Raw genomic sequence first — 21119 nt, 5'->3', positions numbered from 1 at the left:
ACGGAATATGTCATGCCGTGCTCACAAGTCTTCCTTTGTGGGGATACTCACACCATGTCTGCCGAGTACGCGACCTTCGGCCTGGCACCGGCGATGCGAGCCGGTGGCGTCCTCGCCAACGGTGATTACCAAGTGCACCGGGACTTCGTGGACTTCATCGTCGACGGACGCCCGCTGCTGTTCCAGCTCTCCGACCTCGACGCCGTCTCCCCCCTGGCCTCCGACGTCCCGCCCTCGATCTTCACCGCCCAGGTGCGCAGTCTGCTCCTGGAGGCCGAGGCACCCCTGAGAAGCGGCCGTCACGTCATCTACGGCTGCCCCGAATGCGCCGACCTCGCCTGCGGAGCGGTGACCGCGGTCATAGAGCGGGACGGCGACGACTTCGTGTGGCGGGACTTCGCCTGGCAGACGGAGGAGGAGGCCGACCTCAGGCTCAACGGCTACACCGGCATCGGCCCCTTCCGCTTCCAGGGCGCCGAGTACCGCGGCGCCCTGCGGTCCCTGCTGTGCGAGTCGGGCCCCGAGCCGTCGGCCCGGCGGGTCCTCCTCATCGGCGCCCGCGTCGCCGTGCTCGCCAGACTCGCCGCCGCCCTGCGCGCCATCGGCATCGGTGCCGACATAGCGCAGGACGCCACCGGCGTGCCCCCGGAAGAGCTGCGCGCCTACGGTGCCGTGGCCTTCGGCCGGGCCGTCGGCAAGGCGGACCGCGACGCCGTGCGGGCGGCCTTCGACCGCGCGGGGGTCCAGGTCGCGTACGTCGACGGACTCGCCCCGATCATCCCGCTCCTCGTCGCCCAGATCGAACACGCCCTCGACCGCAGCCCGGCCGAACAGCGCCGCCTCACCCGTCTGGTCGCCGCCGACGGGCAGGCCGGCATCGAGATCACCTCCACCTGCCGGGTGGAGCTCACCGCCTACCGCCTCGACCGTCTCTACCGACCCCACACCTACCGCTTCTTCGACGGCATCCTCCCGGCGGGCCGGCACCGCATCGGTCTGGACCCGAAGGCGGCGAAGGGAGAATCGTTCATCGTGGCCCGCACCTCCGGGACGGTGCTGGTGGAACCGATGGCGCTGTAGGGGCGCGGGGAACTGCGCGAAGGGGGTCCGGGGCAGCGCCCCGAGTCTGTGACAGGGGCCGTAAAATCACCCCCTGTGACCGCCACCCTCGTCGTCAAGAACCTCGCAGCCGGACACGGCGACCGCTCGCTCTTCTCCGGGCTGGACCTCGTCGTCGCCCCCGGTGATGTGATCGGTCTGGTCGGAGCCAACGGCGCCGGCAAGTCCACGCTGCTGCGTCTGCTCGCCGGCCTGCTCCCGCCGGAGGAGGGCGAGCTGCGGCTGTCCCCGCCCACGGCGACCGTGGGACACCTGCCGCAGGAGCCCGAGCGGCGGGAGGGCGAGACCGTACGGGAGTTCCTGGCCCGGCGCACGGGGGTGGCCGAGGCCCAGCGGGTGATGGACGAGGCCACGCAGGCGCTGGTGGAGGGCGCGCCGGGCGCCGACGACGCGTACTCGGTGAGCCTGGAGCGCTGGCTCGACCTGGGCGGCGCCGACCTCGACGAGCGGGCGGAGGAGGTCGCCGACACCCTGGGGCTCGGCGTGGACCTGGACCAACCCATGACCGGCCTCTCCGGCGGCCAGGCCGCCCGCGCCGGACTCGCCTCCCTCCTCCTCTCCCGCTACGACGTCTTCCTCCTCGACGAGCCCACCAACGACCTCGACCTGGACGGCCTGGAGCGACTCGAACGCTTCGTCTCCGGCCTGCGCGCGGGCACGGTCGTCGTCAGCCACGACCGCGAGTTCCTCACCCGCACGGTCACCAAGGTCCTCGAACTCGACCTCGCCCAGAACCAGATCAACCTCTACGGCGGCGGCTACGAGGCCTACCTGGAGGAGCGCGAGACGGCCCGCCGGCACGCCCGCGACGACTACGAGGAGTACGCCGACAAGAAGGCCGCGCTGCAGGACCGTGCCCAGATGCAGCGCTCGTGGATGGACAAGGGCGTCAAGAACGCGCGGCGCAAGGCGAGCAACGACAACGACAAGATCGGCCGCAAGTTCCGAAGCGAGGCGAGCGAGAAGCAGGCCGCGAAGGCCCGGCAGACCCAGCGCATGATCGAACGGCTCGATGTGGTGGAGGAGCCGCGCAAGGAGTGGGAGCTGCGCATGGAGATCGCGGCGGGCCCGCGCTCCGGCGCCGTGGTCGCCACGATGCGCGACGCGGAGGTGCGGCGCGGCGACTTCGCCTTCGGACCGGTCTCCCTGCAGATCGACTGGGCGGACCGCGTCGCCATCACCGGCGCGAACGGCGCGGGCAAGTCGACACTCCTCGGTGCACTCCTCGGCCGGGTCCCCCTGGACTCGGGCCACGCCGCCCTGGGCTCCGGGGTCCTGGTCGGTGAGGTCGACCAGGCCCGCGCCCTCTTCCACGGCCCCGAGTCCCTCCTCGACGCCTTCTGTGGGGCGGTCCCCGACACCGAGCCGGCCGAAGTGCGCACCCTCCTGGCCAAGTTCGGCCTGAAGTCCCACCATGTCCTACGTGCGGCGATCACCCTGTCCCCAGGCGAACGCACCCGCGCGGCCCTGGCCCTCCTCCAGGGCCGAGGAGTCAACCTCCTCATCCTCGACGAGCCCACGAACCACCTGGACCTCCCGGCCATCGAACAACTGGAGTCAGCGCTGGACTCCTACGAGGGCACGCTGCTCCTGGTGACCCACGACCGCCGCATGCTGGACGCGGTAAGAGTGACCCGCCGTCTGGTCGTGGAGGCGGGCAAGGTGACGGAGCAGTGAGCACCACCGCCGGCCGCGGCTGAGTGGGGCTTCTCGCGCAGCTCCCCGCGCCCCTGAAGGGCCTCCGGCCCTCAGGGGTAAAAAGCACGGGGCGCAGCCCCTGCTTTTTGAGGGGCGCGGGGAACTGCGCGACCACCCCCCACCGGACGGACGCCTGGGGGGCAGAGGGGCGCAGCCCCTTCTGGATGGGACGGGTAGGGGCGGCGGGGGCGAGAAAACCCCCGCCGACACCTCAGCCGCGCTTCTTGTCCACCAACCCCGCTCGCCGCAACGCATCCGCCATCGCACTGTTGGCCGGCGCAGCAGCCGCACTCCCCTGCCGGCCCCCACCCCCACGCCCCTGCTGCCGAGGCGCAGGCCCCCCACGGCCACCCCGCTGCTGCCGAGCACCCCCACCGGACTGCCCGGCCGCCCCCTTCGGCGCAGCCTCGTCGTCCAACCGCAACGTCAACGAGATCCGCTTGCGCGGCACGTCGACGTCGAGCACCTTCACCTTCACGATGTCCCCGGGCTTGACCACATCACGCGGGTCCTTCACGAACGTCCGGGACAGCGCGGAGACATGCGCCAGCCCGTCCTGGTGGACACCGACGTCGATGAACGCTCCGAACGCCGCGACGTTCGTCACGACCCCTTCGAGCACCATCCCGGCCTCCAGGTCGGAGATCTTCTCGACGCCCTCCTTGAAGGTGGCGGTCTTGAAGGCGGGCCGGGGATCCCGCCCCGGCTTCTCCAGCTCCTTGAGGATGTCCGACACGGTCGGCAGACCGAAGGTCCCGTCGACGAAGTCCGCCGGCCTGAGCGACCGCAGGACCCCCGTGTTGCCGATGAGCGCCGCCACCTCCTGCCCCGAGCTCTTCACCATCCGCCGGACCACGGGGTACGCCTCCGGGTGCACGCTGGACGCGTCCAGCGGGTCCGAGCCGCCCCGGATCCGCAGGAAGCCCGCGCACTGCTCGTACGCCTTGGGGCCGAGCCGTGCCACGCCCTTGAGCTCGGAACGCGAGGTGAAGGGGCCGTTGGCGTCGCGGTGGGCCACGATGTTCTCGGCGAGCCCGGAGGAGATGCCGGAGACCCGGGCCAGCAGTGGCGCGGAGGCCGTGTTCACGTCCACGCCCACGCCGTTCACACAGTCCTCGACCACCGCGTCCAGGGAACGGGAGAGTTTCACCTCGGACAGGTCGTGCTGGTACTGCCCGACACCGATCGACTTGGGGTCGATCTTGACCAGCTCGGCCAGCGGGTCCTGCAGCCGGCGCGCGATCGACACGGCGCCCCGCAGCGAGACGTCCATCCCGGGCAGCTCCGCGGAGGCGAACGCCGACGCCGAGTACACGGAGGCGCCCGCCTCGGACACCATCACCTTGGTGAGCTTCAACTCCGGGTGCTTGGTGATCAGTTCACCGGCGAGCTTGTCCGTCTCCCGGGACGCTGTGCCGTTGCCGATCGCGACCAGTTCGACCGCGTGCTCCTTGGCCAGGCGCGCCAGCTTGGCGATGGCCTCGTCCCACTTGTTGGCCGGGACGTGCGGGTAGATGACGTCGGTGGCGACGACCTTGCCGGTGGCGTCCACCACGGCGACCTTCACACCCGTACGGAAGCCCGGGTCCAGGCCCAGCGTCGCGCGCGTCCCGGCCGGGGCGGCGAGGAGCAGGTCGCGCAGGTTCGCCGCGAACACGTTCACCGCCTCGTCCTCGGCGGCCGTCCGCAGCCGCAGCCTGAGGTCGATGCCGAGGTGGACGAGGATGCGGGTCCGCCAGGCCCAGCGGACCGTGTCCGTGAGCCACTTGTCGGCGGGCCGGCCCCGGTCGGCGATCTGGAAACGATGCGCGACGATCCCCTCGTAGGAGGAGGGGCCGGGCTGCTCGGAGGGCTCCTCCGGCTCCAGGACGAGATCGAGGACGTCCTCCTTCTCGCCGCGCAGCATCGCCAGGATGCGGTGGGAGGGCAGCTCGGTGAACGGCTCCGAGAAGTCGAAGTAGTCGGCGAACTTGGCGCCCGCGTCCTCCTTGCCGTCCTTGACCTTGGCGGCGAGCCGGCCCCGTACCCACATGCGCTCGCGCAGCTCGCCGATCAGGTCGGCGTCCTCGGAGAACCGCTCGGTGAGGATCGCCCGCGCGCCGTCCAGGGCGGCCTGCGGGTCGGACACACCCTTCTCGGCGTCCACGAACGCCGCGGCGGCGGCCAGCGGCTCGACGGTCGGGTCCCCGAGCAGGCCCTCGGCCAGCGGTTCGAGACCGGCCTCGCGGGCGATCTGCGCCTTGGTGCGCCGCTTCGGTTTGAAGGGGAGGTAGATGTCCTCCAGACGGGCCTTGGTCTCGGCGGCGCGGATCTGCGCCTCGACCTCGGGCGTCAACTTGCCCTGCTCGCGCACCGAGTCGAGGATCGCGCTCCGCCGCTCCTCCAGCTCCCGCAGATAGCGCAGCCGCTCCTCGATCGTGCGCAGCTGCGCGTCGTCGAGCATCTCGGTCGCTTCCTTGCGGTAGCGGGCGACGAAGGGCACGGTCGAACCGCCGTCGAGCAGTTCCACCGCGGCCTTGACCTGCCGCTCCCGTACGCCGAGCTCCTCGGCGATCCTGCCTTCGATGGACCGTACTTCGATGGACCCGGGTGTCGTCACGTTCCCGTACCGCCTTCTCCACTGAGGTTGCGCGGCAATTGTGGCAGGTGGCACGGACAGCGGGGGCTCAGGGCGGCAAACGCGCGGGTCCCGGACAGCGGAGGAGCCGGACGCGATCCCGCGTCCGGCTCCCAGGTCTGTACGGCCTGGCCGTCCTCAGGCCCGGCGGGCCCGCCCGGTGCGGCGCGTCGAGCTCGACGTGCCCCCGAAGAGCCGGGCCACGGCCCGGAACGGCAGCGTGACCACCGTCGCGATGGCCCCACCGATCTGCCGCAACACGTCTGCGATCGCACGGAACACGTACTTCCCCTTTCGTCTCCCGGCTGACTGGGCCAGGAACGATCGAGTACCGCGTCCGGTGTCGTTCATGCCTGCGCGTCGCGCGCTCAGCCCTTGCCGATCATCCCCGCCGGGAACGCCCCCGCGCCGAGCATCGTCGTCACCAGCCCGGTCATCAGCTCGGTCAGCCGCTCCACCCCGGCCGCGCCCAGATGCTCGTAGGGGGCCAGGTCGAGGCGGTCGGTCGCGTCCTCGATGTCCCTGCGGAGCGCCACGCCCGCCTCCGTCAGTCCGCCGTCGGCGTCGAGCAGCCCGCGCTCGCGCAGCCGGGCGTTCGCGGCGTCCCAGTCGACCCGCGTCCAGCCGCGGGTGGCGACCGCCCACTTCGGGGACATGCCCTTCCCGGTCGCGGAGTGGCTGGCCAGTGCCTCGACCGGGTCGAGACCGGCGTCGAGGAGCACCGCGAGATGTCCGTCGCCCCGGTGCTCGCGCAGCAGGGTGGTCGCGTGCCAGAGCGCGAGATGAGGGCGCTCGGGTACGGGCAGGTCGGCGTGCGCGGCGTACAGGGGGCGTGCGGTCCGCACACACGCCTCGGTGGCGCGCAGCGCCAGCTCCGCCGCCTCGGCGACCTCCGCGGAGGCGAGCAGTTCCTCGCCGAGCAGCCGTCGCAGCGTGGCGTCGACAGCGCGCTCACGGGCCGCCAGCACCGTGGACGGCGACGCCGTTTCCCACACGGCGGGCACATGCTCCGCCACCAGTTCGTGACGGAAGTTGAAGAACGTCGCCGTCACGACGCCCGCTCCGACGCGCCCGAGGGCGGCGGCCCGGACGGCGAAGTACGCCGCCCGCGGGTCCTCGACCCCCACGGCGGCCAGTTGCCGCCCGAGGTCCGGCGAGAAGTAGTGCGCGGAGTGGAACGGATTGAGGAGGCTGTGGCAGCGCCGCCCGGCGCGCTCCGGCAGGGAAGAGGTCATGACGGCAGGTTACCGACCGGTTGGTACGTGAGTGCGGGGCGGTCCCGCCCGTCCACCCCCCGATGGCAGGAAAGGTGGGGTACTCGTCATTGCGGTCATGGTCCGGCCGCCGAAGAATCGAAGGCATGCGCACAGTCCTGGTCGTCCTCTTCGACGGCGTGCAGAGCCTCGACGTCACCGGCCCGCTGGAGGTCTTCGCCGGCGCGGAACAGCACACACCGGGGACCTACCGCATCAGCACGGCCTCCCTGGACGGCGCGCCCGTGCGCACCTCCAGCGGCCTCACCCTCGTCCCGGACCACAGCCTCGCCGCCGCCCCCGCCGCCCCGCACACCCTGCTCGTCCCGGGCGGCCAGGGCACACGGAGCCCGGCTCCCGAGATCGTGGACTGGCTGCGCGAGCACGGTCCGCGCGCGGAGCGCCTGGTCTCGGTCTGCACCGGCGCCATCCTCCTCGCCGAGGCCGGCTTCCTGGACGGCCGCCGGGCGACCACCCACTGGGCGTACTGCGACACCCTCGCCCGCCACCACCCGGCGGTCGAGGTCGACCCCGACCCCATCTACGTCCGCGACGGGCACATCGCCACCTCCGCCGGTGTCACCTCCGGCATCGACCTCGCCCTGGCGCTCGTCGAGGAGGACATCGGCCGCGAGGCCGCTCTCACCATCGCCCGCCATCTCGTGGTCTTCCTGCGCCGCCCGGGCAACCAGGCCCAGTTCAGTGCCCAGCTCGCCGCCCAGACCGCGCAGCGGGAACCGCTCCGCGAGGTCCAGCAGTGGATCACCGAGCACCCCGGCGACGACCTGAGCGTCGAGCACCTGGCCGCCCGTGCCCGGCTCTCGCCCCGCCACTTCGCCCGCGCCTTCCGGACCGAGACGGGGACGACCCCGGGCAGGTACGTCGACCGCGTCCGCCTCGAACACGCCCGCCGCCTCCTGGAGGACACCTCCGACGGAGTGGAGGAGATCTCCCGCACCTGTGGCTACGGCACCGCCGAGGCCATGCGCCGCGCCTTCGTGAAGGCCCTCGCCACCTCCCCGGCGGAGTACCGCCGCCGCTTCCGCCCGGCCGCCGATCCCACTCGCTGAAAGGAATCCCGATGCAGATCGCCATCGTCCTCTTCGACCGCTTCACCGCCCTCGACGCCGTAGGGCCCTACGAGACCCTCGGCCGTCTGCCCGACGCCGAACTCGTCTTCGTCGCCGAGGAGACGGGCCCCGTGCGCTCCGACACCGGCGCCCTCGCGCTCACTGCCGACAGGCCGCTCGCCGAGGTCCCGAGTCCGGACGTCGTCGTGGTGCCGGGCGGCCCCGGCCAGTTCGCGCAGATGGAGAACGAGACCCTCTTCGACTGGCTGCGCACGGCCGACCGTACGAGCACCTGGACGACCTCCGTGTGCACCGGTTCCCTGCTCCTGGCCGGCGCCGGGCTCCTCGAAGGCCGCCGGGCCACCTCGCACTGGCTGGCGCTGGACTTCCTGAAGCAGTACGGCGCCGAGCCGACGGGGGAGCGGGTCGTCATCGACGGCAAGTACGTCACCGCGGCCGGGGTGTCCTCCGGCATCGACATGGGCCTGACCCTGGTCGGCCGGATCGCGGGCGACGAGCACGCCCAGGCCGTCCAGCTGATGATCGAGTACGACCCGCAGCCGCCCTACGACGCCGGTGCCCCGCACAAGGCGCCGGCCCACCTCGTGGAGGAGTTCCGGACCAACAGCCGCTTCGCCCTGATGTGACCGCCGTCGCGGCGGCTCTCACACCGGCCAGGTGAAGCGGGGCGGTCTGCGCTCCAGGAACGCGGCGACGCCCTCCGCGGTGTCGCCGCTGCCGCGTGCCTGTTCGGCCCAGTGGGCGTCGCGGTCGGTGCGGCCGTTCGCGAACTCCTTGGCCGCCGCCTGCGTCAGCCGCGAGCGCGAGACCAGGACCCGGGTGAACTCCTCCACCCGGTCGGCGAGTTCGCCCTCACGCAGCACCTCGTCCACCAAGCCCGTGCGCAGCGCCCGCTCCGCGTCGATCAACTCGCCGGAGAACAGCAGGTACTTGGCCGTGCTCGGCCCGACCAGCGACACCAGCCGCCGGGTGGAGGAGGCGGGATAGACGAGGCCCAGCTTCGCCGGGGTGATCCCGAACAGCGCTCCCTCCCGCGCGAACCGCAGATCGCAGGCCGCCGCCAACTGGGCCCCGCCACCCACGCAGTGCCCCCGGATCGCCGCGAGGGTCGGCTTGGGGAAGGCGGCGAGGGCCTCCTCGGCGAGAACCGCCAGCCTCTGGGCCTCGTCCGGGGACCCCCGCAGCGTGGAGATGTCAGCCCCCGCGCAGAACGTCCCGCCCTCCCCGGTGAGCACCAGTGCCCGGACCGCCGGGTCGGCGGCCAGCCGGTCGAGCAGCGGCGGCAGCGCCCGCCACATCCCGGCCGTCATGGCGTTGCGCTTGGCGGGGTGATGGATGACGACGGTCGCGATCCCGTCGGCGACGGTGTCCAGCAGCTGAGGCTCCATGCCCCGGATGCTAACCACCGGCGTCGAGACCGGCTTCGCGACCGGCGTCGAACCCGTACAACCCGAATAGTTCCAAGAGCGACGCAGCTCGAAAAACTGTTGTCATGCGACCGACCGACTCATTCACAAGTGACCCGAAAGTCGCCGATACATGCTGACTTCTGTTCAGTTCGTTGTGTGCGGCGTCGAGTTACCAACACTCGACATGTGGTGACAATCGAGCGCAAGGGTGGCGACCGGACCATGGACGACCAAGGGCGCGGGAGCGACCCACGCCCTGACGGCGACGGGCACCGACCCGACGACCCGAGGCTGCCGGAGCCACTGCCTTACGAAGGGGTCTGGCGGTTCACCGCTGCCGCCGTCGACGCCTCGGTGCCGCAGGCGCGGCGCGCCGTCCGGGAACTGCTCGCCCGCCAAGGCGTGCCGATCTCGGGCGATCTCGTCCAGGGACTCCTGCTGATCGTCTCCGAGCTGGTGACGAACGCCGTGAAACACGCGGCGCTCCTGTCGCCCACGCTCGCCGTCGAGGTCGCCGTCGGAGCCCAGTGGGTGCGGGTCTCGGTGGAGGACAACCACCCCTACCGCCCGACCGCCCTGGAGACCGACCACGGCCGGCTCGGCGGCCGTGGTCTGCTCCTGGTGCGGGAGATCACCCTGGAGGCGGGCGGCGTCTGCGACGTGGAGCACACCGCGAGCGGCGGCAAGGTGGTCTGGGTCGCCCTGCCGCTCGAACCCGCACATCTGATCCAGGGGTGAGGGCCCGAGACCCCGGGCCGGAGCCCGCGCTCACCAGCCCGCGGCGGGCCCCGTCAGCTCCCTGACCGCCGGCCGCGCCGCGTCCAGGACCGTCATGAACCAGGCCGAGAAGGGGTCCTTGGCATGCCGCTCCGCGAGCTCGGCCGGGGTGACGAACGCGGTGTCCCCGACCTCCTCCGGGTCCGGCCGGAGCGGCGCCTGGAGCAGCCCGACGAACAGATGGTTGAACTCCTGCTCCACCAGGCCCGAGTCCGGGTCCGGGTGGTTGTAGCGGACCGTGCCCGCCTCGCCGAGCAGCGCCGGGGAGACCCCCAGCTCCTCGTGGGTCCGCCGGGCGGCCGCCGCGAAGGGGGACTCGCCCGGGTACGGGTGGCCGCAGCAGGTGTTCGACCAGACGCCGGGGGAGTGGTACTTGCCGAGGGCCCGCTGCTGCAGCAGCAGCCGACCGCGCTCGTCGAAGAGGAAGACGGAGAACGCCCGGTGCAGCTGACCGGGCGGTTGGTGAGCGGCCAGCTTCTCCGCGGTGCCGATCGTGGTGCCGTCCTCGTCGACCAGCTCCAGCAGGATCGCTTCCGTGGTGCCGCTCTCGGGACTGTGCATCGCGGTGGCAGGTGTGATCGGCATGCCCATCCTTCGCCTCGTTCTTCGAGCCTCAAGTCTGCCGCAACGAACCGGTGCTTCCGGCACTTCGCGGTCGACCCGCATGTCCTACCCGCACACCCCCGCCGAAGACACCTGGCCCGTGGATCAGACCCCGAAAGCCGCCGGATACCTGATGGTGCCGGACGCGACCGGGGCGGAACCGTCGAGGACCAGCGCCATCATCGCCTCGTCCGGCACTTCGAATCCGGGCCGGATGCCGTACTCGGACGCACGGACGAAGCCGAAGCGCGGGTAGTACCCGGGATGCCCCAGGACGAGGACGAGCCGCTCCCCGCGCGCGCGTGCCGCCTCCAGCACCGCGCGTACGACGGCCGCGCCCGCCCCCTGCCGCTGGTGGTCCGGCAGGACCGCGACGGGGGCCAGCGCCAGCGCGGGCACCTCGTCGACATGGCAGCGGGTGATCAGCGCGTACGCCGCGAGCGTGCCGTCCGGGGCCTCGGCGACGTACGACAGGTCCGGCAGCCAGGCGCCGGGGTCCTCGCGCAGCGCGTCGACCAGCCGGGCCTCCGCGTCGGTCTCGAAGGCGGCGGCGTTGACGCCGTACGCCCCCTCGCGGTCGGCGGACGTCTCCGGTCGCGTGGTCCAGTCGGTGGTCAGTGACACAGCTTCGCCTCGTGTTCCGCGTGGCCGCTCGGCTCCAGCTGGAAGGTGCAGTGCTCGACGTCGAAGTGGTCGCCGATGCAGCCCTGGAGGTCGTGCAGCATCTTCTCGTGGCCGATGGAGTCCAGCGTGTCGGAGCTCACCACCACATGGGCGGAGAGCACCGGCATGCCGGAGGTGATGGTCCAGGCGTGCAGATCGTGGACGTCCTCCACACCGGGCAGGGCCAGTATGTGGGCCCGTACCTCGGCCATGTCGACGTTCTTCGGCGCCGCCTCCAGCAGGACGTCTAGGGTCTCGCGCAGCAGCTTCACCGTACGCGGGACGATCATCACACCGATGACGAGCGAGGCGATCGGGTCGGCGGCCTGCCAGCCGGTGAGCAGGATGACCGCCGCGGAGACGATCACCGCCAGGGAACCGAGCGCGTCCGCGGCCACCTCCAGGAAGGCGCCCCGGACGTTCAGGCTCTCCTTCTGGCCTCGCATCAACAGGGTCAGCGAGATCATGTTCGCGACCAGACCGATCGCGCCGAAGACGACGGTCAGTCCGCCCTGCGTCCCGACCGGTGTGATGAACCGCTGGATCGCCTCGAACAGCACATAGCCGCCGACGCCGAGCAGCAGCAGGCAGTTGGCGAGTGCCGCGAGTATCTCGGCGCGGGCGTAGCCGAAGGTGCGGTTGCCGCTCGGCGGGCGGTTGGCGAAGTGGATCGCGAGGAGCGCCATGCCGAGTCCCACCGCGTCCGTCGCCATGTGCGCCGCGTCGGCGATGAGCGCCAGCGAATCGGCGAGCACGCCGCCGACGATCTCGACCACCATGACGGTGAGCGTGATCGCCAGCGCGATCCGCAGCCGCCCGCGGTACGCGGCTGCCGCCGTACCGCTGGTCGGCGCGTGATGCGCGTGCCCGTGGTCGTGACCGGCCCCCATGGATCCGCCTCTCTCAAGCGTCCGTGTTGCGTCCGTGTGTTCGGCTCCGGAGCACAGTCAACTACGGGTGGGGGGTATCCGGCAACGCGGCACTGAACACCGTTGTCATATCCTCTGACCTGCGGAAACGACCCGCAGGTCAGAGCGTTGCCATGATCGGGGCGGGGACCGGGGAGGGTCAGAGACCGTGGTGCAGCCGCCAGCCCGCCCAGGCCGACTCGACCATCTCGCGCACCTCGCGCCGGGCCGTCCAGCCGAGTTCGCGCCGGGCCCGCTCGGCCGAGGCGACCGCGCGCGGCGCGTCACCGGGGCGGCGGGGTTCGACGAGTGCGGAACGGCGGTCCCCGGTCACCTCGCCGATGAGGTCGACGAGTTCGCGGACCGAAACGCCCTCGCCCCGGCCGATGTTCACGGTCAGGTCGCCCGAGACGTCCCCGGCGGTGAGACGGCGGGCCGCCGCGAGGTGCGCGTCGGCGAGATCGGCGACATGGATGTAGTCCCGGACACAGGTGCCGTCCGGGGTGGGGTAGTCATCGCCGAAGATCCTCGGGGCCTCGTCACGGGTGAGGCGGTCGAAGACCATCGGGACGACGTTGAAGATGCCGGTGTCGGCCAGGGCGGGTTGGGCGGCGCCGGCCACGTTGAAGTAGCGCAGACACACGGTCGCGATGCCGTGTGCCTTCCCCGCCGCCCGGACCAGCCATTCCCCGGCCAGCTTGGTCTCGCCGTACGGGCTCATCGGGGCGCACGGGGTGTCCTCCGTGATGAGGTCCGTGTCCGGGTTGCCGTAGACGGCGGCGGAGGAGGAGAAGAGAAAGCGCTCGACGCCGGCGGCGGCCACCGCCTCCAGGAGCGTGGCGAGTCCGCCGACGTTCTCCTGGTAGTAGCGGGTGGGCTGGGCGACGGACTCGCCCACCTGCTTGCGGGCCGCGAGGTGGACCACACCGGTCACGGCATGCTCGGTGAGGGCGCGCTTGAGGAGGTCGCCGTCGAGGGCGGAGCCGTGGATCAACGGGATGTCCTCGGGGAGGCGGCCCCGGACCCCCGCGGAGAGGTCATCCAGTGCGACGACCTGCTCGCCGGCCCCGCTCATGACCCTCGCCACGTGTGCGCCGATGTAGCCCGCCCCGCCTGTGATCAGCCATGTCATGCGCTCACCTTATGCGGGGGGTGCGTTGTGCCGGTTCGCCGTAGGGGGTGTGGGGGATTGGCGAGTGCGGCGTTCGTCGTGGCTGGTCGCGCGGTTCCCCGCGCCCCCGGAGGGGCGCGGAACGCCGCCGCTCGTCGAGGAGCGCACCCATCCCTTCGTCCCCTATCAACCGATATCCGCACCGGAGTTTGTGGCGCAACCCCCACATCCACGATGATGATCGGCGGCGGAGGGCCGACGGCTTGAGCAGGCCGAACTGATCCGGCCGTGAACGGGCGGTGAACGCCCGCTTCTCTTCATCCGATAACCTCTGCCGACACGCCGCCGGGTCGCAGCGGGCCGGGGCGCCCCCACCACGTACATGTCCGGCGCGGTCGCGTCGGCACCCAGGGAGTGAGTTCGTCTGTCGACCGCCATCCTCACCGGTCAGCCGGTCCCCGGGTCGTCGCTGGAGGGCGATCTGCGGTCGCTCGGCTTCGACGTGCGGACCGCCTCCGACGCCGGTGACGCCGAGACGCTCCTGGCGACGGTGCCCGCGGACCAGCGGGTCGCGATCGTCGACGCCCGCTTCGTCGGCCATGTGCACGCGCTGCGCCTGGGACTGACCGACCCCCGCTTCGACGCCGCCGCCCTCCCGGGCGCCGTGACCGTGCGGCCCGCCGCCCGGCAGGCGCTGACCCGGGCGCTGGCCCGCGAGAACTCGGCCGAGGGCGGCACCGCGGCCGTCGCCGTCGACAGCGTCGGCGTCGCCGACCGCATCGTCACCGCCCTCGACGCCGAGGGTGTCGGCCTCTACCGGCCCGAACTCGGCACCCTGGTCGCCGCCGTCCCAGCCGACCTGCAGGCCCGCGACGAGGCCCGCCGGGCGGTCGCCGACGTCGACGACGAGGCCGTACGGCTGCGCACGGCGGTTAAGTCCCGTGACGGCTTCTTCACCACCTACTGCATCAGCCCGTACTCCCGTTACATCGCCCGCTGGTGCGCCCGCCGGGGCCTGACCCCGAACCAGGTCACCACGGCCTCGCTGATCACCGCCCTGATCGCGGCGGGCTGCGCGGCCACCGGCACCCGCGGCGGCTTCGTCGCGGCCGGCCTCCTGCTGCTCTTCTCCTTCGTCCTCGACTGCACCGACGGCCAGCTGGCCCGCTACTCGCTGCAGTACTCGACGCTCGGCGCCTGGCTCGACGCCACCTTCGACCGCGCCAAGGAGTACGCCTACTACGCGGGCCTCGCCCTCGGCGCCGCCCGGGGCGGGGACGACGTGTGGGCCCTCGCGCTCGGCGCGATGGTCCTACAGACCTGCCGCCATGTCGTCGACTTCTCCTTCAACGAGGCGAATCACGACGCCACCGCCAACACCAGCCCCACCGCCGCCCTCTCCGGCAAGCTCGACAGCGTCGGCTGGACCGTCTGGATCCGCCGCATGATCGTCCTGCCGATCGGCGAGCGCTGGGCCATGATCGCCGTCCTCACGGCCCTCACCACACCCCGTATCACCTTCTACGCGCTGCTCATCGGCTGCGCCTTCGCCGCGACCTACACCACGGCGGGCCGCGTCCTGCGCTCGCTGACGCGCAAGGCCCAGCGGACGGACCGCGCGGCCAGGGCGCTCGCGGACCTCGCGGACACCGGCCCGCTCGCCGAAGGGCTGGCGCGGCTCCTGCCGGGCCCGCCGCGGGGGACGGCACTGCTCAGCGCGGCATTCGGAGCCGTGGCCGTGGTGACCGCCGCCTGGGTCTGGGGCGCTTCCTGGCAGGTCGTCGCCATGGCCGCCCTGTACGTCGGGCTGTCGGCGGAAGCCGTCGAGCGCTCCCTCAAGGGCCCCCTCGACTGGCTGATCCCGCCGCTCTTCCGGGCCGCCGAATACGGCGTCGTCCTGCTGCTGGCGGCCAAGGACGAGGTGAACGGAGCCCTTCCCGCGGCTTTCGGGCTGGTGGCGGCCGTCGCCTACCATCACTACGACACGGTGTACCGCATCCGCGGCGACGCCGGCGCGCCGCCGCGGTGGCTGGTGCGGGCGATCGGCGGTCACGAAGGCAGGACCCTGCTGGTCACCGTCCTGGCCGCGCTGCTCGCGCCCACAGATTTCACAGTCGCGCTCACGGCCCTCGCTGTGGCCGTGGCACTGCTGGTGCTCTTCGAGAGCATCCGCTTCTGGGTGACCGCCCACAAGACAGGCGCACCCGCCGTACACGATGAAGGAGAACCCGCATGATCGGCCTCGTGCTGGCGGCCGGCGCCGGACGGCGTCTTCGCCCCTACACCGACACCCTTCCCAAGGCTCTGGTGCCGGTCGGCCCCGAGGGCGCCGAGGACAGCCTGACCGTGCTCGACCTCACCCTCGGCAACTTCGCCGAGATCGGCCTGACCGAGGTCGCGATCATCGTCGGGTACCGCAAGGAGGCCGTCTACGAGCGCCGCGAGGCGCTGGAGGCCAAGTACGGGCTCAAGATCACTCTGATCGACAACGACAAGGCCGAGGAGTGGAACAACGCCTACTCCCTGTGGTGCGGCCGTGACGCCATCAAGCACTCGGTGATCCTCGCCAACGGCGACACCGTGCACCCGGTCTCCGTCGAGAAGACCCTGCTCGCCGCCCGCGGCGACGGCAAGAAGATCATCCTCGCCCTCGACACGGTGAAGTCCCTCGCCGACGAGGAGATGAAGGTCGTCGTCGGCCCCGAGGGCGGCATGACCAAGATCACCAAGCTGATGGACCCGGCCGAGGCGACCGGTGAGTACATCGGCGTCACCCTCATCGAGGGCGAGGCCGCCGACGAGCTGGCCGACGCCCTGAAGACGGTCTTCGAGACGGACCCGCAGCAGTTCTACGAGCACGGCTACCAGGAGCTCGTGAACCGCGGCTTCCGTATCGACGTCGCGCCCATCGGTGACGTCAAGTGGGTCGAGATCGACAACCACGACGACCTCGCCAAGGGACGTGAGATCGCGTGCCAGTACTGACGAGGCTCATCCCCTCGCCGATCGTCGTCGACATCCGCGCGGGCGCGCTCGACGATCTGGCGACGGTCCTCGCGGACCAGCGGATCTCGTCGTCCGGCCGGCTGGCCGTCGCGATCAGCGGCGGCTCCGGCGCCAAGCTGCGCGAGCGGGTCCTCCCGGCGCTGCCCAAGGCCGACTGGTTCGAGGTCGGCGGCGGCACCCTGGACGACGCGATCAAGCTGGCCGACGCCATGAAGCGCGGGCACTACGACGCGGTCGTGGGCCTCGGCGGCGGCAAGATCATCGACTGCGCCAAGTTCGCCGCCGCACGGGTCGGGCTGCCCCTGGTCGCCGTCGCGACGAACCTGTCGCACGACGGCCTGTGCTCGCCCGTGGCGACCCTCGACAACGACGCGGGCCGCGGCTCCTACGGTGTGCCGAACCCGATCGCGGTCGTCATCGACCTCGACGTCATCCGCGAGGCCCCCGTCCGCTTCGTGCGCTCCGGCATCGGCGACGCTCTGTCCAACATCTCCGCGGTCGCCGACTGGGAGCTCGCCGCCCGCGAGAAGGGCGAGGACATCGACGGTCTCGCTGCCGCCATGGCACGCCAGGCCGGCGAGGCCGTGCTGCGACACCCCGGAGGCGTCGGCGACGACGCCTTCCTCCAGGTGCTCGCCGAGGGCTTGGTCCTCACTGGTATCTCGATGTCGGTCGCGGGCGACTCGCGTCCCGCCTCGGGTGCCTGCCACGAGATCAACCACGCCTTCGACCTGCTCTTCCCCAAGCGCGCCGCCAGTCACGGCGAGCAGTGCGGCCTGGGCGCGGCCTTCGCGATGCACCTGCGCGGGGCGAAGGAGGAGTCGGCGTTCATGGCCGAGGTGCTCCACCGCCACGGCCTGCCCGTCCTCCCGGAGGAGATCGGCTTCACGGTCGACGAGTTCGTCCAGGTCGTGGAGTTCGCCCCGCAGACCCGGCCGGGCCGCTACACCATCCTGGAACACCTCGAACTGAGCACCGAACAGATCAAGGACGCCTACGCCGACTATGCCAAAGCCATCAGTAGCTGAGCTGCGCCCGGTCGTTCACCCCCCGGGTGTGAAGGACCGGCGCAGCGGTGAGCACTGGGCCGGCCGGCTCTACATGCGCGAGATCTCGCTGCGGATAGACCGGCACCTGGTGAACACCCGGGTCACGCCCAACCAGCTGACCTACCTGATGACCGTCTTCGGCGTCCTCGCCGCCCCGGCCCTGCTGGTGCCGGGCATCCCGGGCGCTGTCCTCGGTGTGCTGATGGTCCAGCTGTACCTGCTGTTCGACTGCGTCGACGGCGAGATCGCCCGCTGGCGCAAGCAGTACTCGATGACCGGCGTCTACGTCGACCGGGTCGGCGCCTACCTGTGCGACGCGGCCGTCCTCGTCGGCTTCGGGCTGCGCGCGGCCGACCTGTGGGGCACCGGCCGGATCGACTGGCTGTGGGCCTTCCTCGGCACCCTCGCCGCGCTCGGCGCCATCCTGATCAAGGCCGAGACGGACCTCGTGGGCGTCGCCCGGCATCAGACCGGCAAGCCGCCGGTCCAGGAGTCGGCCGCCGAGCCGCGCTCCTCCGGCATGGCGCTGGCCCGCAGGGCCGCCGCCGCCCTGAAGTTCCACCGGCTGATCCTCGGCGTCGAGGCGTCCCTGCTGATCCTGGCCCTCGCGGTCGTGGACCAGATCCGGGGCGACCTCTTCTTCTCCCGGGTGGGCGTCGCCGTCCTGGCCGGCATCGCCCTGCTCCAGACCCTGCTGCACCTGGTGTCGATCCTCGTCTCCAGCAGGCTGAAGTGAGCGGCGGCATGAAGGTCGGCGCGGTGATCATCACCATGGGCAACCGCCCCGACGAACTCCGCGCCCTCCTCGACTCGGTCGCCAAGCAGGAGGGCGACCGGGTCGAGGCGGTCGTCGTCGGCAACGGCTCGCCCGTCCCGGACGTCCCCGAGGGCGTCCGGACGGTCGAGCTGCCGGAGAACCTCGGCATCCCCGGCGGCCGCAACACAGGCATAGAGGCGTTCGGCCCCAGCGGCCGGGACGTCGACGTGCTGCTCTTCCTCGACGACGACGGTCTGCTCGCGCACCACGACACCGCCGAACTCTGCCGCAGGGCCTTCGAGGACGACCCGAGGCTCGGCATCGTCAGCTTCCGTATCGCCGACCCCGACACCGGCGAGACCCAGCGGCGCCATGTCCCCCGGCTGCGGGCCGCCGACCCGATGCGCTCCTCTCGGGTCACCACCTTCCTCGGCGGCGCCAACGCCGTACGCACCCAGGTCTTCGCCGAAGTCGGCGGCCTCCCGGACGAATTCTTCTACGCGCACGAGGAAACCGACCTGGCATGGCGGGCCCTCGACGCGGGCTGGATGATCGACTACCGGTCCGACATGGTGCTGTACCACCCCACGACCGTGCCCTCCCGGCACGCGGTCTACCACCGCATGGTCGCGCGCAACCGCGTCTGGCTCGCGCGCCGTAACCTCCCCGCGCCGCTCGTCCCGGTCTATCTGGGCGTCTGGTTGCTGCTGACCCTGCTCCGCAAGCCCTCCGGGCCTGCACTGAAGGCCTGGTTCGGCGGCTTCAAGGAGGGCTGGACGAGCCCCTGTGGTCCCCGTCGGCCCATGAAGTGGCGTACGGTGTGGCGGCTGACCCGGCTGGGACGACCTCCCGTCATCTGACAAGCTCGAAATCTGAGAGCATGCGGCCGTACCCGGTCCAGGTTTCCGCCTCGGCCCGACCAGGCTGCGCACTTTGAGGACGAAAGTTTCCATTTGTGAGTGAGACAACGCATGACGGCAGGGTTGTGGTGAGCGACCGTCCGTCGCCCGACGACGGGCTCTCCGCGACGGAACTGGCCGCCAAGTACGGGCTCGCCGTGAGCGGCGCCCGGCCCGGACTCGTGGAGTACGTCCGCCAGATGTGGGGGCGGCGCCACTTCATCCTCGCCTTCTCCCAGGCGAAGCTCACCGCGCAGTACAGCCAGGCCAAGCTCGGCCAGCTGTGGCAGGTGGCCACCCCGCTGCTCAACGCGCTGGTGTACTTCCTGATCTTCGGCCTCATCCTGGGTGCCGATCGCGGCATGCCCCGCGAGGTGTACATCCCGTTCCTGGTCACGGGTGTGTTCGTCTTCACCTTCACCCAGAGCTCGGTGATGGCCGGCGTCCGCGCGATCTCCGGAAACCTGGGCCTGGTGCGCGCCCTGCACTTCCCGCGGGCCTCGCTGCCCATTTCCTTCGCGCTCCAGCAGCTCCAGCAGTTGATGTTCTCGATGATCGTGCTGTTCTGCGTCGCGGTCGGCTTCGGCAGTTACCCGCGCCTGTCCTGGCTGCTGATCCTGCCCGTGCTGGTGCTGCAGTTCCTCTTCAACACCGGGCTCGCGCTGATCATGGCCCGGATGGGCGCCAAGACCCCGGACCTCGCGCAGCTGATGCCGTTCGTGATGCGGACCTGGATGTACGCCTCCGGCGTCATGTTCTCCATCCCGGTGATGCTGGAGGACCACCCCAAGTGGATCGCGGACGTCCTCCAGTGGAACCCGGCGGCGATCTACATGGACCTGATGCGCTTCGCGCTGATCGACGGCTACGGCCGCGAGAACCTGCCCCCGCACGTGTGGGCGGTCGCACTCGGCTGGGCCGTGCTGATCGCGCTCGGCGGCTTCGTGTACTTCTGGAAGGCGGAGGAGAGGTACGGCCGTGGCTGAGTCACTCATCCCCACCGTCATCGCGGACGAACTGCACATCGTCTACCGCGTCAACGGCGCCAGGACCGGCAAGGGCAGCGCGACCGCCGCCCTCAGCCGCATCCTCAAGCGCGGCGAGGAGCGCGGCGTGCGCAAGGTGCACGCGGTGAAGGGCGTCTCCTTCGTCGCCTACCGGGGCGAGGCGATCGGCCTGATCGGCTCCAACGGCTCCGGCAAGTCCACCCTGCTGCGCGCGATCGCGGGTCTGCTCCCCGCGGAGAAGGGCAAGGTCTACACCGACGGCCAGCCCTCGCTGCTCGGCGTGAACGCCGCCCTGATGAACGACCTCACGGGCGAACGCAACGTCATATTGGGCGGCCTGGCGATGGGCATGTCCCGCGACCAGATCAAGGAGCGCTACCAGGGGATCGTCGACTTCTCCGGCATCAACGAGAAGGGCGACTTCATCACCCTGCCGATGCGCACGTACTCCTCCGGCATGGCGGCCCGCCTGCGCTTCTCCATCGCGGCCGCGAAGGACCACGACGTGCTGATGATCGACGAGGCCCTCGCCACCGGTGACCGTGCTTTCCAGAAGCGCTCCGAGGCCCGCATCCGCGAGCTGCGCAAGGAGGCCGGCACGGTCTTCCTGGTCAGCCACAACAACAAGTCCATCCGCGACACCTGCGACCGCGTCCTGTGGCTGGAGCGCGGCGAACTGCGCATGGACGGCCCGACCGACGAGGTGCTCAAGGAGTACGAGAAGTTCACGGGCAAGTAGTCCCGCACGACCCGGGCCCCGCCGGAACTGCTCCGGCGGGGCCCGGCGTCTGCAAGGGAGACCGGGGCGGGCGCTCGTCCGGCAGCCTGGGGGCGGCATCCGCAAAGGAAACGCCAACTTTGGCAAGGAAGCGTCAACTCCGGCCGCCCATAGGAATCTTGGGGGCAATCGGTGCGTTCTTGTGATGTGCAGGACACCCCCACGAAGCATGGTGCGTTGTACAACGTAAGCTGTACCGGTGCCGAATCGCGGCAAGTGGGTCCATAATGCGCGACACCCGGCATCCGCCGCAGACGCCGCCCACTGGGCGGCGTGTCCGAAATAGTGCGTATTGGGTCGGCAGTGTAGAACGGGAGATGTGACGGCCATGGCTACGGAGACTCCCCAGCGCAACCACGCTTCTGCCGTTCCCG

20 protein-coding genes are annotated in these 21119 nt (G+C 71.1%); 12 read left to right on the top strand and 8 right to left on the bottom strand.

What is annotated here, in order from left to right:
* The first annotated feature begins 54 nt into the window (after window positions 1–54).
* The gene (locus tag P8T65_RS06670; RefSeq protein WP_316724439.1) at window positions 55–1080 is read left to right on the top strand and encodes an oxidoreductase; all 1026 of its coding nucleotides are present in this window, start codon (window positions 55–57) and stop codon (window positions 1078–1080) included.
* A gap of 75 nt (window positions 1081–1155) precedes the next feature.
* On the top strand, window positions 1156–2796 hold the full coding sequence (locus tag P8T65_RS06665; protein WP_316724438.1) for an ABC-F family ATP-binding cassette domain-containing protein: 1641 nt from the start codon (window positions 1156–1158) through the stop codon (window positions 2794–2796).
* Window positions 2797–3028: 232 nt separating this feature from the next.
* Here P8T65_RS06665 and P8T65_RS06660 read toward each other — a convergent pair whose 3' ends face one another.
* From P8T65_RS06660 to P8T65_RS06650, 3 genes are all read right to left on the bottom strand, one after another.
* Window positions 3029–5416: a Tex family protein gene (locus P8T65_RS06660; protein WP_316724437.1), complete on the bottom strand. Its 2388-nt coding sequence runs from the start codon at window positions 5414–5416 to the stop codon at window positions 3029–3031.
* Window positions 5417–5572: 156 nt separating this feature from the next.
* Complete coding sequence (locus tag P8T65_RS06655) at window positions 5573–5716, bottom strand: LPFR motif small protein (RefSeq protein ID WP_316724436.1); 144 nt, start codon at window positions 5714–5716, stop codon at window positions 5573–5575.
* A gap of 86 nt (window positions 5717–5802) precedes the next feature.
* The gene (locus tag P8T65_RS06650; protein ID WP_316724435.1) at window positions 5803–6669 is read right to left on the bottom strand and encodes an SCO6745 family protein; all 867 of its coding nucleotides are present in this window, start codon (window positions 6667–6669) and stop codon (window positions 5803–5805) included.
* A gap of 125 nt (window positions 6670–6794) precedes the next feature.
* Between P8T65_RS06650 and P8T65_RS06645 the strand changes: the two genes are divergently transcribed.
* Together P8T65_RS06645 and P8T65_RS06640 are read left to right on the top strand one after the other, a co-directional pair.
* Window positions 6795–7757 (top strand): GlxA family transcriptional regulator, encoded by a 963-nt coding sequence (locus P8T65_RS06645; RefSeq protein ID WP_316724434.1) that lies wholly within the window; start codon window positions 6795–6797, stop codon window positions 7755–7757.
* An 11-nt stretch (window positions 7758–7768) separates the two neighbouring features.
* On the top strand, window positions 7769–8404 hold the full coding sequence (locus tag P8T65_RS06640; protein WP_316724433.1) for a DJ-1/PfpI family protein: 636 nt from the start codon (window positions 7769–7771) through the stop codon (window positions 8402–8404).
* 18 nt (window positions 8405–8422) lie between these two features.
* Here the strand turns inward: P8T65_RS06640 and P8T65_RS06635 are convergent, their stop codons facing one another.
* A complete protein-coding gene (locus P8T65_RS06635; protein WP_316724432.1) occupies window positions 8423–9166 on the bottom strand; it encodes an enoyl-CoA hydratase/isomerase family protein in 744 nt (247 codons plus the stop codon).
* 243 nt (window positions 9167–9409) lie between these two features.
* On the opposite strand from P8T65_RS06635, the gene P8T65_RS06630 reads away from it, so the two are divergent.
* The gene (locus P8T65_RS06630) at window positions 9410–9925 is read left to right on the top strand and encodes an ATP-binding protein (RefSeq protein ID WP_316731505.1); all 516 of its coding nucleotides are present in this window, start codon (window positions 9410–9412) and stop codon (window positions 9923–9925) included.
* A gap of 30 nt (window positions 9926–9955) precedes the next feature.
* Here the strand turns inward: P8T65_RS06630 and idi are convergent, their stop codons facing one another.
* From idi to galE, 4 genes are all read right to left on the bottom strand, one after another.
* The gene (gene idi, locus P8T65_RS06625) at window positions 9956–10549 is read right to left on the bottom strand and encodes an isopentenyl-diphosphate Delta-isomerase (protein ID WP_184901999.1); all 594 of its coding nucleotides are present in this window, start codon (window positions 10547–10549) and stop codon (window positions 9956–9958) included.
* Between the two features lie 123 nt (window positions 10550–10672).
* A complete protein-coding gene (locus P8T65_RS06620) occupies window positions 10673–11191 on the bottom strand; it encodes an N-acetyltransferase (RefSeq protein ID WP_316724431.1) in 519 nt (172 codons plus the stop codon).
* Window positions 11182–12120, bottom strand: coding sequence for a cation diffusion facilitator family transporter (locus P8T65_RS06615; protein WP_316724430.1), 939 nt, complete (start codon window positions 12118–12120; stop codon window positions 11182–11184). Before P8T65_RS06615 ends, P8T65_RS06620 begins: the two co-directional genes overlap by 10 nt.
* Before the next feature lie 178 nt (window positions 12121–12298).
* The gene (gene galE / locus P8T65_RS06610; protein WP_316724429.1) at window positions 12299–13270 is read right to left on the bottom strand and encodes a UDP-glucose 4-epimerase GalE; all 972 of its coding nucleotides are present in this window, start codon (window positions 13268–13270) and stop codon (window positions 12299–12301) included.
* 403 nt (window positions 13271–13673) lie between these two features.
* Between galE and P8T65_RS06605 the strand changes: the two genes are divergently transcribed.
* From P8T65_RS06605 to P8T65_RS06575, 7 genes are all read left to right on the top strand, one after another.
* On the top strand, window positions 13674–15485 hold the full coding sequence (locus tag P8T65_RS06605; protein ID WP_316731504.1) for a DUF5941 domain-containing protein: 1812 nt from the start codon (window positions 13674–13676) through the stop codon (window positions 15483–15485).
* Window positions 15482–16234: a sugar phosphate nucleotidyltransferase gene (locus tag P8T65_RS06600; protein ID WP_184902007.1), complete on the top strand. Its 753-nt coding sequence runs from the start codon at window positions 15482–15484 to the stop codon at window positions 16232–16234. Before P8T65_RS06605 ends, P8T65_RS06600 begins: the two co-directional genes overlap by 4 nt.
* A complete protein-coding gene (locus P8T65_RS06595; RefSeq protein ID WP_316724428.1) occupies window positions 16222–17283 on the top strand; it encodes an iron-containing alcohol dehydrogenase family protein in 1062 nt (353 codons plus the stop codon). The genes P8T65_RS06600 and P8T65_RS06595 overlap by 13 nt, the downstream gene beginning before the upstream one ends.
* Window positions 17284–17311: 28 nt before the next feature.
* Window positions 17312–18040 (top strand): CDP-alcohol phosphatidyltransferase family protein, encoded by a 729-nt coding sequence (locus P8T65_RS06590; RefSeq protein ID WP_086801655.1) that lies wholly within the window; start codon window positions 17312–17314, stop codon window positions 18038–18040.
* Window positions 18041–18048: 8 nt separating this feature from the next.
* The gene (locus P8T65_RS06585) at window positions 18049–18921 is read left to right on the top strand and encodes a glycosyltransferase family 2 protein (RefSeq protein ID WP_399102997.1); all 873 of its coding nucleotides are present in this window, start codon (window positions 18049–18051) and stop codon (window positions 18919–18921) included.
* Window positions 18922–19016: 95 nt separating this feature from the next.
* Complete coding sequence (locus tag P8T65_RS06580) at window positions 19017–19946, top strand: ABC transporter permease (RefSeq protein WP_316724426.1); 930 nt, start codon at window positions 19017–19019, stop codon at window positions 19944–19946.
* Entirely contained in the window at window positions 19939–20706 is a 768-nt protein-coding gene (locus P8T65_RS06575; RefSeq protein WP_316724425.1) for an ABC transporter ATP-binding protein, read from the top strand. The genes P8T65_RS06580 and P8T65_RS06575 overlap by 8 nt, the downstream gene beginning before the upstream one ends.
* Window positions 20707–21119: the final 413 nt, after the last annotated feature.

Source organism: Streptomyces sp. 11x1, from assembly GCF_032598905.1.
GTDB lineage: Bacteria > Actinomycetota > Actinomycetes > Streptomycetales > Streptomycetaceae > Streptomyces.
The sequence above is the reverse complement of the archived record's forward strand: the minus strand, read 5'-3'. Positions and strand labels throughout refer to the sequence as shown.